Consider the following 14,129-nt stretch of genomic DNA (forward strand, 5'->3'; position numbering starts at 1 on the left):
GCTTTTTATCCCCTTAAAAGGGGAGGCGCATACCCACGATTTTTCGGTAACAAATTTATGTAGAGTTGTAGAGAGAAGCGGAGCTAGGAAAGTAAATTTATCTGAATATAAATATTTGGCCTACCTAATTACTTAGTAAGTAAAGATTATAGGATAATTTCAGCTATGCAAAACTATTCAAAGCCAATGCCAGTATTTGAGTAGAGATATTAATTGTCTCAAGTTCTTCTAGACGTACTCTACTTGGTTTTTGCCATTGTAAGGACATCAAGGCCATAAGTTTTTGCCGATAGGAAATTGGCATAACAATATGAGTATTTATTCCTAAAGCTTGATAATTTTTCGCATTAGAAAGCCCAGTATTTGCTGATACATCCATTACAGCTTGTAACTTTTGAGAGGCGATCGCTTCAATTGCTAGAGGATCGTCCGCTAACCAATTGTCCACCTCACCCAAACTACTACTAACTCCTTCAATTGAAGTTAGAGCATTATCCTCAATCAATTGCAAAATACATACATCACAAGGAAAAGCTTCTCTGTAGACAGATGCAATTTCCTCTAGAGCTTGCTCTATTCTCTCAGAATTTTGAGATATATTAACCACATTGCTCAACAATTCCAATTGATTTTGAGCTTTTAGCAATTCTTCAGTACGTTGATTCAAAAGTTCATAAGTATGTGCTGCCTTTTCTACAACTTTTTTTAGTTCATTAGGGTCCCAAGGCTTAGTAATATACTTATGTACTTGTCCAGAATTAATTGCTTCCACCAAATCTTCAATATCAGTAAATCCTGTCAGAATAATTCTGATAGTATTAGGAAACTGGGGCAATGTTTTACTTAAAAATTCTGTACCCTTCATTTCTGGCATTCGTTGATCGGAGATAATGACAGCCACCTCTCCCTCTGATGCCAAAATTTCCAAAGCCTGAATTCCACTTTCAGCTTTTAGTACGCTAAAATCTCGTCTAAAGGTGCGGTAGAGCAAGTCCAGATTATCTGGTTCATCATCTACCACTAGCATTTTAGGCTTTTTTCTTCTAGTTAAGCTCATCAGTTGGCTTTTTATGCTATCTAACTAACTGTTGAGGAATTGCTTCCATTCAAACAAACCTCTGCAATTGTAACCCCGAAATAACATGATACTAATTCAATTTTCGACATCTTCTCCACATTTTTTAAAATTAATTTATACCAAAAATAGCTTTAACCCAAAGCTGATATAATTGGATGCTTAAGAGTTTCATCTTAAATTTTATTATCTGATCCAGTCTTAACTAGGCCAGGTATAAGAAAAGCCCTACTCCCATCAGAAGCAATTTGTTTAATGCCCACCAAGTGCCATAATATTAACAGATTGTGGTGTTTTTTGCGAATAGGCATGATTATTGCCATCTTCCCGACGCTCCCGAGATTGAGAGGGCGGGTCTTCCAACCAATGTTAAGATGAAATAGTGGTTTGAAAGATATTATCATCTAAAAACTTTTTATCTTAATATTATGACTATAAAAAGTCAAACAATGTCAAATATCTGTGTGAATTTGTACTAAGTAAGTGGGTACAAATAACCATCACTGTGTAAAAAAATATAAACTAGTTAAAATCCTTAAGATTGTTTCCTTCCAGTCCGTTTTAGTCACAATCACATAGTAATATTTAATTACACCAGGCTACTTAAACAGCTACTAAATATTTGACAAAAATTAATAACTCTCGACCATAGATCTAATAGTATAATGAAGTTGGCTGATAATTACAGACTAAATAATCATAAAAATTCATAAAATGCTTGAATCATTTTAGGGAAAAGAAACATTTCAACGGGAGGTTAATAAAGCTGAATTGTTTAATTATTTAATTATTAATTATTCGGTAATTATTACAGAAGAATCTTATGCGTCAAAAGTAAGTTTTATAGATAATGATATTCTTCCTAATATACAAAAAAGGTAATAATAATCAAGTCACCTTTTCAGAAAAAAGAGTACAAAGAGGTTTGTATTGTACCGCTAGCAAAGGACTAATCAAACGGTTTTCTGAACCAATGTGAGAAAATTAGCTCCCTTTTATATTTGATCATGAATACAGAGGAGCCAGTGCATTGGATTGATTCCCCGGCTTAAAGTAACTGGCATGGTGTTGTAGTTCGCCCAGTCAAGGTAACACCTGCAAAATAAGGATATTTCTTATGTGAATATATTTTCATGAACTATAGCCAGAAATTATTCTACTTAATTTTTGGTGTTGTATCTTAAGAAATAAATTAATTTATGGCCTTATATCTCTAGCTGATATATTTTTAGGTAGCATGATCAAAGGCTTATCCATTCATTTAAACTAAAAAAAGTGCGCCCTCAACTATGATCGAAACACCAGAAAATTCCCCTAACTCTCAAGAAAAATCAACAAACTCAATAGAGACAGAAAACTTAATTGGTTTGCTACGTCGCAAAGAAAGTAATTGGGTAGAGTGGGGACAAGCTTGTGCAAAACTACAAAAAGCTGGATATACTTCTCAGCAAATATTTGAAGCAACAGGATTTGAACCTGTACAGCAAAATCAGGTGATAGTAGGCTCTCAAGTATATACCAGTATTATCAATATTATCAATGCCAAAACCGAAAAAAATGTGCACTCACAAAGTGAAACAGGTTTTTTATCACGCTTTGAAAGATCGGGTAGTGATATTCTTTACGAATTGAGAATTTTAACTCAAGAGCAAAGAGTTATAGCAACTAAGTTTATAGTTGAGCATAATTTTGATGTTGATGATGCTAAAGACTTAGCAAAGGCCATAAAGGATTTTGCTCGGATGAAAACTATACCAGAAGGATTTTCCGATCGCCCTGGAGATATAGTAGCCTATCAATGTTGGAAACTAGCTAGGCAGCAAAACGACTTACAACATCGGTCTCGTCTCATTGCCAAAGGTCTTAAATTAGCTGATTCTCAACCAGCTAGAAAACAACTTGAACAATTACTAACTGATTTTACTATTGTTTCCCAGAGACCAGCACCCCGTCTGCCAATTTATCGAATGGAGTCAGAAGAAGAGCTGCCTCGCGTTTTACCAGTGGTGGGAAAATTACCCCTGAACACGGAAGATTTAAAAGCTGTACCTATAGTTGAGGAGGTGGGGTCTCATGGAATAGTAAAATTTGCTGGTGGAGCAGGTGCCTGGGTAGGGATACCTGGATGGCGAGTTGTTATGCAAGCAGAAGATCCTGTAGTAGTGATTGAAAATAGCGATCGCTTGCCTACTCCAATACCGGGAGAAACTGAAGAAGTTTTGTTAATTATTGATCGCTCTCAACGTGAATGGCATGAGGATGGTTATTTTATAGTAGACCAAGCTGGGAAGATAGAGATGCAGTGTTTTGATGAGTTACCTAATATACCTTTACTCGGACGGGTTTTGCTAGTATTAAGACCTAAAAAGATTTTCGATCAAGAATTTGTGAAAGACCTTTTGCAATTTGAGGAATAATAGTTCACTATTTTCACCAGCAAAACTTTTTAAGGACGTTCCATGGAACGTCCCTGTAGTAGCCTACCAAAATGAAGTCCGCTATAAGGCAGAAAATACAGATTTAATATATAACTACCTGACTTTAATTTGATACTATCTAAATGAAAACTGCTATATATAATTTTTTGCTCCTACTTGCTTCTTTATTTATTCACAAATTATGAGCAAAACAAAAGATAAAAAGTTTACTCTTCCTCTGATGAATGTACCTTTGGTAGATTCACCATTTTTTGAACAGATTTTTAGCCAGTTAACTTTAGACAAAAAGACCAAAAAACTTGTCAAACGATTTGCCGAACAAGGATATGTAATCATAGACGACTTAGGCATAGAAAATATTGCAGAAACTACAGACAGAATAGTTAAAGATTTAACTCCCATATATGGAGACAAAGGCAAAGTAGAATCAGCTTGGATTTATCATGACCGAATTCAAGATGCTTGGACATTCAATCAAGATGTCAAAGAAATTGCCACTTCTCCCAAAATTATTAACTTATTAAAAATACTTTATCAGCGCGAACCAATCCCATTTCAAACCTTAAATTTTAAGTTTGGTACTCAACAATCTACTCATAGTGACAGCATACATTTTAGTTCAATGCCAGCTAGGTTTATGTGTGGAGTTTGGGTGGCTCTTGAAGATATAGATGCAAATAATGGTCCGCTACATTATTATCCTGGCAGTCATAAATTACCAATGTTTGATTTAAATGACTTAGGAATTACAGGTAGTTATCAAAATAAACCTTATGATGTTTATCCCATATATGAAGAATTTTTACAGTCATTAATTAAACATAATGGTTTAGAAAAAGTAGAACTTTATGTTAAGAAAGGGCAAGCTTTAATTTGGGCTGCAAATTTACTACATGGGGGTAGTCCAGTTTTAGATAAAAACCGCACCAGATATAGTCAAGTAACGCATTATTATTTCTCTGACTGTATGTATTATATTCCTTTACTTTCAGACCCGTTTTTACATAGAATTCATCTGAAAGAAGTAAGAAATATTATGACAGAAAAAGTCGTAGATCATATTTATAATGGAGAAAAAGTTGAAGTTAGTCCCGAACAGTATGAAGTAGAAAGATTAAAATATAAACTGTTACAATTTCAGGCAGAATTAGAAAAATTACGACCTATGGCAATGGAATCTCAGGATGAACTGAGTGTATTAAAACCTCAACTTCAAACAGTTCAGTCAGAATTAGAAAAGTTACGCAGTCAGTTATATAATTGTCAAACAAAATTTCAATTATCAGAAGCTCACAATCAGTCAATTGAGACAGAATTAGAAAGGTTAAGAACTCAGTTATATCAATCTTAATTATAGTAAGCATTCCGCAGAAAAGAAAAAGTAACAATCTAACCTTGGTAGTCTTGCTTGTAGGTTTATGCATCTGTTTGCGTAGCATGACAAACGGAAATGTTGAATGCTAATAGCTGAATGCTTACAATCTATCGAATATTCTGTAAACAATAGACATCTCCAAAAATCAAAAATTCAATCAATTATCGTACATAAATTATCAATTATTTCCCCCTATTCCCTATTCCCTATTCCCTATTCCCTCTCTTCTGGAGATGTCTAATACTGTCTGGTAAAAAATTCAGCTTTATGATTCAAATAAATCAACTTTAGAACCATAAAACTGAGTTAAATAAATGTAAGCATTCAGCTATTAGCCATCAGCTATCAGCAATAATACCTTGTGCTTAAATATTGCTTTTATCACTCACTAAAAACAATAGCTGATAGCTGATAGCTGACCGCTGAATGCTTACAAATAAATTTCCTAAATTCGTACAAAATAACCGTTAATATAAGAGGGATCGCTAGGTTCTAAATAACCTAAATTCTTCATCTTCTGTATAACTTTCTCCTTACTTTCAGTAACTGTTTCTAAGTCAGTTAGACATTCAACTTCAGGATGAGGAGGTGCTTCATAAGGTAAATCAATGCCAGTAAATTCTTTAATTCCTCCAGCTCTGGCAAGTTGATAAAGTCCTTTTTTGTCTCGTGCTTCGCAAACTTCTAAAGGTGCATTAACATATACTTCCATAAAATTGCCAATTCTTTTTCTAACCTCAGCTCGAACTTGATTATAAGGAGAAATAGCAGATACTAAAACAATCACAGCATTACGAGTTAAAAGATGGGCTAAAAACCCAATTCTGCGGATATTTTCATCTCGGTCAACTTTACTAAAACCCAAACTTTTACCAAGGTCTTGACGAACAACAGTACTATCAAGAACTTCTACCGTATAACCAAGCGATCGCAACTCTTCTGCCACAGCTAAACTTAGAGTAGTTTTACCAGCACAGCTTAAACCAGTAAACCACACTGTTAAACCAGTTTGATTGATTTTTTCCATTAACAACATCCTATAAAAAACAAAGTTTAAATCCCAAATAAAAATAGGAATTTTAGGAATTTAAAGTTTCATCATTTTCTTGACTTGAAATATTTACTATGATATGATAAATGTTTAGCTTGCCACAAGTTAAATATAGTGTAAAATTTAACATCTCAATCAGTTATCAAAGCCATATTGAAAGAGTAAAAATTATTTTAAATTCCTCATAGCATCATCAATTTAACCCAATGTCGCAAGAATTCCCCATCCCTCTATAGGGTGAGGATGAATTATGACCAGTGAATAATCTGCAGGAGCGACCACTCTCAGCAAATCTTGTGCCATAATAATTTGTTGTCAAGCTGAGTTTTTTTGCCCTATCTATTTTGTACAGAGCCATCAAAGTCAGAATCTACCCATCACCCGAACAATCCCAAAAACTAACTCAAGTTATGGGGTGTGCTAGATGGTGGTGGAATTATGCCTTAAACCTGTGCAATGAAACTTATCAACAAACAGGCAAGAGATTAAGCCAAGTTGCTCTCAATCAAGTTTTGCCCAAACTCAAAAAATCTGAAGAAACTGCATGGTTGAAAGAATGTTATTCTCAAGTTTTGCAGTCAACGACCCTGAACCTAACCAAGGCATTTAAGAACTTTTTTGAAAAAAGGGCTAAGTACCCGAGATTCAAATCTGATCATGGGAAGCAATCCTGTCAATATCCTCAAAACACATCTGTAGTTGACAATGGAGTGAAAATCCCTCAAGTAGGGGTAATTAAAGCCTCAATTCATAGATTGTTTGACGGTCAATTAAAAACTGTAACTATTACTAAAACACCCACTCGAAAGTATTATGCATCATTGTTATTCGACACTGAACAAGAAACTCCTGAGATTGTGTTAACTGGTAAGACTGTTGGTATAGATCTGGGATTAAAAGATTTCTGTATTACCCATGATGGAGAAAAAACATCTAAATATGATAATCCGAGACACCTCAAGAAACATGAGCGAAACTTAGCAAGAAAACAAGAGAAATTAGCTCGTAAGAAAAAAGGAAGTATTTCAAGACAAAAAGCACGCCAGCTAGTGGCTAGGGTTTACGAACGTATTAGTAATGCCCCTCAAGACTTTCTACATAAATTATCAAGAAAAATCGTCAATGATAATCAGGTAGTGGTCGTTGAGAATTTGAACATCAAGGGTATGGTTTGTAATCATAAACTAGCTAAAGCAATATCTGATGTCGGATGGAGGATGTTTGTCAATTTCCTTGAGTATCAACTACAACAAAAAGGTGGTTTGTTAATAGAAATTGACAGATGGTTTCCTAGTTCTAAAACTTGCTGTAATTGTCTTTACCAAATGTCAGAAATGCCATTAGAGATGAGAGAGTGGACTTGTCCGAATTGTGGCACACAGCATGATAGAGACGAAAATGCCAGCAAGAATATTAGAGCAGAAAACATTAGACAACTATACAGTCTTGGAAGGACTGCTGCTGAAGGAGGGGAAGTAAGACCAAAAGGTGGGCGTAAGTCCGTCTTGAGGCACTCCCCTGTGAGTTCAGAAGCCCCACCCAACTTTAGCGTAGCAAGTTGGGGTAGTTCACTCTCCGCAACTTAACTCATATAAATGGAAAATATCAGACATCTTCGTAGTTGGTTACGCATATCTCGTCAACCTCAGTATCGTTGGCTTTGGTTTGTAGCTGCAGCACTGATCTATGTAAGCATTCTCCTGTTTCCAATAGCAGGAATAGAAAAAGAGGCAAAAGGAGCTTTAGCAGTATTTGGGGTAACAGCTTTCCTGTGGGCAACGAATACCTTACCAGTAGCAGTCACAGGCTTAATGGTCTTATTTTTAATTCCTCTCAGTGGTAGTATGTCTGCCACAGAAACTTATGCCTATTTCGGCAACAAAGCAGTATTTTTTGTATTAGGAGCATTTATTTTAGCCAGTCCTATTCAACGCTCAGGACTGAGTACCCGTCTAGCATTAACAGTAGTTTCCCGTTTTGGCAATACCCAAAATACTTTAATTGCCTCTATTTTAATTCTTTCGGCCGTAATGTCTTTTGTAATTAGTTCCTACGCTGTTACGGCAATGTTATTTCCAGTAGTGATAGAAGTTATACAAGCAGCAGGAGCTAAACCCGGTGGACGTTTTGGACTAGCAGCATTCTTAGCTTTAGGGTGGGGTTGCGGTATTGGTGGTATTGCAACTTTACTTGGAGGTGCCAGAGCGCCACTAGCATTAGGAGTTCTTCGCAGCACTACTAACGGAGAATACGATGTCAGTTTTGTGGAATGGTTTATCTGGTCTATTCCTCTAGTTGTATTACTGTTGACAGTTGCTTATGTAATATTACTCCAAATAGGAAAAGGTACAGTTGTGTCTTTACCAAACGCCCTAAAATTTCTCAAAATTAGGTCAAAAAGTCTGGGAGGAATTTCACCAAGAGAAATTGGTACATTAGTTTTAGTAACAGGGATAGTTTTATTGTGGATTTTTCGAGGAACAGTTTGGGGACTAGATACAATAGCTTTCTTTGGAGTGATGTGTAGCTTCATTTTTGGGTTGGCAAGTTGGCAAGAAGTAGAAGAAGACGTTAACTGGGGTATTTTTTTAATGTATGGTAGTGCTATTGCTCTAAGTGCAGTGTTACGAGATACAGGAGCAGCACAAGCATTAGCAGAGAGCTTATTGGGATCGTGGATTAATTCTGGTTTAATTTGCTTTGTGGCAATGGTGTTAATTATTACTATTTTGACGGAAGGAATGAGTAATGCTGCTGCTGTGGCAGTTTTGATGCCTGTTGGACTTGCTTTAGCAGCTAAATATGGCATAGACCCTAGAGCAATGACATTGGGTATTACTCTGCCATCAGGTCTGGCTTTTCTTTTGCCAGTTAGTACCCCAGTAATGGCCATTATTATTGGTAGTGGTTATGTGTCGCCTGCTGAAGCTTTTAAGCGTGGCTTGTTGCTAAAATTAGTGGGGACTTTGATATTCTTGGCAATGGCGAAATTTTATTGGCCTTTATTTGGGCTGAGGGTTTGAATAATTAATAATTAATAATTAATAATTAATAATTAATAACTGGAGAGTACAAAGTTATTCCCAAGAACAATTAGCATTGAAAGCTGAAAGTATTACCGTAAAATCCTTACAGTATTTACAGCTCTGAATAAAGAGTTTTTAATCTTTAGATTGCTGAAAGCCTTAGCTAGCAATATTTATTTCAAGAACTTTGCACTGTCTAGTTAATAATTAATAATTACCTCTCCTTGAAAAGAAGAGGATTGACTCAGAGGAAAATTTTTTCTTGTTTCTCCTTTAAAGGAGAGGCTTTAAACTTTAATTATTCGGTAAGATATGAATATTTGGTTAGTGGTTGCAAATCCCTATGCTTACGATAAAGCAATGTGGAAAGGAATTTCAGAAGCTCAACAAAATCAAGCCAAATTGAGAGTTGTGTTTTTTATTAATAATAATTCAATTAATGATGTTATTGGGGAACTGGGGCAAACTGGTTGGTTAGGGTCTAATCCTTTGCATAAACTTCAAAACTCTATGTTGGATGGTTATCGCGCTCTAGCTAATGATGTTTTGAAGCGGGTAAAGCGTAAAGCTAAAGAAAAAGAAGTAAAATTAGACATTCAGGAAGTAATAGAAAGACCTAGTTTAGAAGAATATCTGTTTGAGCTTGTAGAGGAAGATGCAATAAAAATTATTGTGGCTGGCCCTCAGCTACTTACTGCTAAAATTGGCAGCTTACCAAGTGTAGCAGAGTATCTTGAGGAAGATTAAAAACAATTAATAATTAATTATTAACTATTACCTTTCCTTGAAAAGAAGAGGATTGACTCAAAGGAAAAATTTTTCTTGTTTCTCCTTTAAAGGATAGGCTTTAACCCACATTCCGCACGTCAAGAACGTAACATTAAAAGTAGTATACAATTTCGATTATTGGTAAATATTTATACTGTACAAATTACTTCTCAAAAGTCAAATTTTCAGTTAAATATTAAGCATAAATACTTGCTAAATTATTAACTCTTATTGACCACTATAAATTTTCTTCTTACTTCTTACTTCTTAAATTCTTACTTTTGACTTTTGACTTTTGACTGTCAGATGTGAATCTTACATTCTGGAGGGGCTGTGTGCGGAACTATTTCTGCACAGTAGGTGCCCCGCAGGAAACCTTGCCAATTAGCACTCGATGCATGACTTATATTTTTATGCTACGTTTTTTCGTGCGGAATGTAGGCTTTAAAGCTTAATTATTCGGTCAATAATATTATATTCAAATAATCAGTTATATCAGAATAAAGAAGGGAAAATCTGGCGTTGTTTTAGTTTTAAACTTTTGAGATGTCTGCGTCCTTTACTTCAACTGCTATATCAAAAAATCTCCCTCCGTATTTTCTATTACTTACTATTTTTTATATCAACTTATTTTATCTGAATTGAGCGATAAAATCTATAATTTTCCTGCTTTTTTTCCTGATTCATCGCATATATACAATCTTGACGAAATAAGTGAATCTGATGGTACAAGTTAAACATAAATTTCAAAGCTTTGAAGAATATTTATCATACAGTAACAATTCAGAAAAACTCTGTGAATTATTTAATGGTGAATTAATTGAAATGCCTCCTGAATCAGGTTTAAATGTTGAAATAGCTACTTTTTTATTGCTGAAATTTGCCTTGCTTTTAGGTCATCGTCGAGTACGGGGTCAAGGATTAGAATTAGAGGTTAGAGGTGAGCCTAAAAACCGTTATCCCGATTTGACTATAATCCGAGAAGAACATATTCAACAATTATTAAAGCGGTATACAATTCGCCTTTCTATGTCTCCTCCTTTATTAGTTGTTGAAGTTGTTAGTCCTGGAGAGATACAGAGAGAGAGATTATATTGCGAAGAAAATTCAATATCAAGATTGTGGTATTGCTGAATATTGGATTGTTGACCCTGAAACTCAAACTATCTTAGTATTAGAATTAATAGGAAAAAATTATACAGAATTAGGTAGCTTTTCTGGTAATGATTTAATATTATCTCCTGGATTTAGAACGCTTAATTTGAAAGTTGCTACAATTTTTAATGCTTGAAGAAGGAAAGTACTCAACAATTATTAATTATTAATTATTAATTATTAATTATTAGGCCCCCATCCCCGAATATTGCTTTAACCCCCTTCGCCACAACCAACGATTTAACCCAAAAAATATTGCACCCCAAGCAAACATAATCAATAAACCCCGTCCAATATCCACAGGAAATCCCACTAAGATAGAAGCAGGAAAATAAACGATATAAGGAAACGGAGTCCATAACGATATTTGAGACACTGATTCTGGAAACACTTCTAATGGGGCAGTTATTCCCGATAAAAACATATAAGGTAAAAACCAAAGCTGTTCAAGGGCGCTAACTCTTTCTATCCAAAAGGCAAACAAAGCCATTGTATATTGAATTAAAAATCGTAATGCAAATGCTATTACTACTACAATTAAAAATAACAAAAAATCACTCAAACTTGGCAGCCAAAATATCCGGGGATACAGAGCAATAAATAATAATATTAAACCTAAGACAAAAGGTCCTCTAGCCAACCTTTCTCCAATATGACCAAATAAATGATGCCACACCGGATCTATCGGTTGTAATAATTTAAGAGATAATTTCCCCTGAACTACTTCTATTTCAAAATCCCAAATCACCCAAACAGGTGTGATTGAGCGGACAATAAATACAGCTAAGAAATAATTAGAAAACTGCGCTCCATCTAATTCAAATTCACCTACTCCTGCAGCTTTTACCCAGACTCCCATCATAATAAAAGGCAAAGAAGATGACAACATCCATAAGAATAGTTCGGCTCTATACTCTAACATATAAGCGTAGTAAGTAGAGAGCAAAACTTTAGCAATTTTGATAAGTTTTTTCATGGTTTTTAATGGTTAAAGAAGGAAGAAGGAAAAATTTTATGAGTGCTATATCAGCCACAAGCCCAAGCAAATGCTACCTGATTTTTATGATGTTTACATTGAGTAATATGACCACAACCAGCATCCCCAAACATAAAAGGCAAACTATCCTCAGAATCAACCTGAAAAACTAACCGTATTCTTTCATTACAAATCGGACAATTAGGATATTCTATTCCCTGAACCCATAGAGGCCAACCTGCTAATTTATCTCCTTCAATTGGGAAATTATCGATAAATAATTCATCTAAATTAAAATCTAATTCTACACCAAGTTCTGCTGCTTCTTCATAATTAGGATAATCTTCTAGATATTGCCAATCGACGATTAATTTAGGAGGAAAAATTTCTTGATTTTCAGGAATTTTTACATCTTGTGCTTTTCCTTCTGGCTGAACGATTCTAATTAAATGAATTTCGGAAAATGGTTCCCATCCTTCATAATCGCAATCACAAGATAGTTCTGCATCAGTGCAATAAAACATCTGTAAAATACCGCTGCCAAATTCATTTTTTAATGCTTCTGGTAAGGTATTAAGGTTTAGCTGAAGAAAGAATTGTAAAGGATTTTGGCAATGAGGACATTTCGGCCATTGTTCATCTTTTGCTAACCAAGGTTTACCTGCAAATTTAGCTAAATCGCTCTTGAGCCTCACGCCATAATCTGTGATTTGGCGACCAGATGAATCGGCGGTAAATTAATGGGACTCGATGTTCCATTAATTTACAAATTTTTATGTTATCATCGAATTACGCTGGTCTGCAGCTCATCGCCGCCAGTAATGAACCATGAAAATTCAATAGGATATGGGGTTGTTGGCCCAAATTTCTAGTCAACCGTGGGAAAACATAAAATCTTATTGCGGAACTAGGTGAGCAGTTTTTTATGTGCAAAAAGAGCGGCAGGGCATTCCGTTCTTAAAGCTCGTGGAGCCCGACGGGATACCGGGGCTGCGAAACGAGAAGCCCACACTATAGCACCTGCTTAGTGTGGGAGTATGTCACAAGCAGTTAAATCCCCATCTCCATCAATAATTATTGGTTTCCAAGCATTACGTTTATAGGGTTGAATTTCTGGGGGAATATTAGTCATTTCAGTTATCAGTTATCAGTTATCATCAACTCGGTAATTGCTGTAATATTAATTCAGAAAAATTACAACTTTTGACTTTTGAATTTTGAATTTTGACTTTTGACTTAAATTAAACTTTTCCTGCACGAAAAACTCTACCAATGACCTCCTCAATAGGTGGGTCAGTCACCGTTAAATCTTGCACTTCTAATTCTGCCAAAATCTGAGCTACAGTTGCCGTTAAATTTTCTCGGCGTACCAACAAATGTACTGACTGGCCTTCCAATAATTCCACTTCCCCATAATTAGATAAATGTTGCTCAAAATTATCTACATCCGTAGACACAGGATTAAGTAATTCTATTTGTACCTCTCGATAAGGAGCAAAGCGATCAAGTAAACCATCTAAACTGCCATCATAAATTAACTGACCTTGATATATCAATAACACCCGCTTACACAAAGCCGTAATATCAGCCATATAATGACTCGTCAATAACACAGTTGCCTGATAACGTTGATTATACTCTTGCAAAAACTCCCGCACTGCCACTTGTGCATTTATATCTAAACCTAAAGTTGGTTCATCCAAAAACAAAACTTTCGGTTGATGTAACAACGCCGCCATTAACTCTGCCTTCATCCGCTCCCCCAGAGATAATTTTCTGACTGGTTGCTTCAACTTTCCCTCTAGGGACAACATCTCCGTTAATTCCATCAACCGTCCATAATACTCTTGATCAGAAAGACCATAAACAGCAGCATTAATTTTCAGGGAGTCTAACACTGGTAAATCCCAGATTAACTGTTGTTTTTGCCCCATGACTAAAGTAATTTGCTCTAAAAATTCTCTTTTGCGCTCAAAGGGGACATAATTTGCCACCTTAACTATACCCTGAGACGGATGAATTAAACCTGTGAGCATTTTCAGAGTAGTAGTTTTACCAGCGCCGTTGGGTCCGAGAAATCCCACCACTTCCCCCGGGTTTATTTCAAATGTAATATCTTCAACTGCCTTAACATATTGGTAGTTGCGACGTATAAAATGACGTAGTGTTCCCTTAATTCCTGGTTCTTTGATGGCTACTGGGTAGATTTTGCTTAGATTTTTAGCGACTATAATAGACATAAGTTTTGAATATTAATTTGAGTTA

The 14,129-nt window shown here is 35.4% G+C and carries 12 protein-coding genes; 7 read left to right on the top strand and 5 right to left on the bottom strand.

What is annotated here, in order from left to right; all coding sequences use genetic code 11:
- Positions 1–163: 163 nt before the first annotated feature.
- Positions 164–1,027 carry a response regulator gene (locus tag AC3DU7_RS09810; protein WP_488039166.1) on the bottom strand — a complete coding sequence of 288 codons (864 nt, stop codon included), beginning with the start codon at positions 1,025–1,027 and terminating at the stop codon, positions 164–166.
- A 1,337-nt stretch (positions 1,028–2,364) separates the two neighbouring features.
- Between AC3DU7_RS09810 and AC3DU7_RS09815 the strand changes: the two genes are divergently transcribed.
- On the top strand, positions 2,365–3,492 hold the full coding sequence (locus AC3DU7_RS09815) for a RuBisCO accumulation factor 1 (protein WP_488039167.1): 1,128 nt from the start codon (positions 2,365–2,367) through the stop codon (positions 3,490–3,492).
- Between the two features lie 202 nt (positions 3,493–3,694).
- The gene (locus AC3DU7_RS09820; RefSeq protein ID WP_488039168.1) at positions 3,695–4,864 is read left to right on the top strand and encodes a phytanoyl-CoA dioxygenase family protein; all 1,170 of its coding nucleotides are present in this window, start codon (positions 3,695–3,697) and stop codon (positions 4,862–4,864) included.
- A 469-nt stretch (positions 4,865–5,333) separates the two neighbouring features.
- On the opposite strand, the gene cysC is transcribed toward AC3DU7_RS09820, so the two are convergent.
- On the bottom strand, positions 5,334–5,915 hold the full coding sequence (gene cysC, locus AC3DU7_RS09825; RefSeq protein ID WP_488039169.1) for an adenylyl-sulfate kinase: 582 nt from the start codon (positions 5,913–5,915) through the stop codon (positions 5,334–5,336).
- 365 nt (positions 5,916–6,280) lie between these two features.
- On the opposite strand from cysC, the gene AC3DU7_RS09830 reads away from it, so the two are divergent.
- The 5 genes from AC3DU7_RS09830 to AC3DU7_RS09850 all read left to right on the top strand — a co-directional run bounded on the left by AC3DU7_RS09830 (position 6,281) and on the right by AC3DU7_RS09850 (position 11,024).
- Positions 6,281–7,525 carry an RNA-guided endonuclease InsQ/TnpB family protein gene (locus AC3DU7_RS09830; RefSeq protein ID WP_488039177.1) on the top strand — a complete coding sequence of 415 codons (1,245 nt, stop codon included), beginning with the start codon at positions 6,281–6,283 and terminating at the stop codon, positions 7,523–7,525.
- Between the two features lie 9 nt (positions 7,526–7,534).
- A complete protein-coding gene (locus AC3DU7_RS09835; protein WP_488039170.1) occupies positions 7,535–8,962 on the top strand; it encodes an SLC13 family permease in 1,428 nt (475 codons plus the stop codon).
- Between the two features lie 315 nt (positions 8,963–9,277).
- A complete protein-coding gene (locus AC3DU7_RS09840; RefSeq protein WP_488039171.1) occupies positions 9,278–9,712 on the top strand; it encodes a hypothetical protein in 435 nt (144 codons plus the stop codon).
- A 744-nt stretch (positions 9,713–10,456) separates the two neighbouring features.
- Positions 10,457–10,867, top strand: coding sequence for a Uma2 family endonuclease (locus tag AC3DU7_RS09845; protein ID WP_488039172.1), 411 nt, complete (start codon positions 10,457–10,459; stop codon positions 10,865–10,867).
- On the top strand, positions 10,791–11,024 hold the full coding sequence (locus tag AC3DU7_RS09850; protein ID WP_488039173.1) for a Uma2 family endonuclease: 234 nt from the start codon (positions 10,791–10,793) through the stop codon (positions 11,022–11,024). Before AC3DU7_RS09845 ends, AC3DU7_RS09850 begins: the two co-directional genes overlap by 77 nt.
- Before the next feature lie 51 nt (positions 11,025–11,075).
- Here the strand turns inward: AC3DU7_RS09850 and AC3DU7_RS09855 are convergent, their stop codons facing one another.
- The 3 genes from AC3DU7_RS09855 to AC3DU7_RS09865 all read right to left on the bottom strand — a co-directional run bounded on the left by AC3DU7_RS09855 (position 11,076) and on the right by AC3DU7_RS09865 (position 14,104).
- Entirely contained in the window at positions 11,076–11,864 is a 789-nt protein-coding gene (locus tag AC3DU7_RS09855; RefSeq protein ID WP_488039174.1) for an ABC transporter permease, read from the bottom strand.
- Between the two features lie 50 nt (positions 11,865–11,914).
- Positions 11,915–12,559, bottom strand: coding sequence for a DUF1963 domain-containing protein (locus tag AC3DU7_RS09860; protein WP_488039175.1), 645 nt, complete (start codon positions 12,557–12,559; stop codon positions 11,915–11,917).
- Positions 12,560–13,105: 546 nt separating this feature from the next.
- The gene (locus tag AC3DU7_RS09865) at positions 13,106–14,104 is read right to left on the bottom strand and encodes an ABC transporter ATP-binding protein (RefSeq protein WP_488039176.1); all 999 of its coding nucleotides are present in this window, start codon (positions 14,102–14,104) and stop codon (positions 13,106–13,108) included.
- Positions 14,105–14,129 lie beyond the last annotated feature (25 nt).

The organism is Okeania sp., assembly GCF_983059655.1.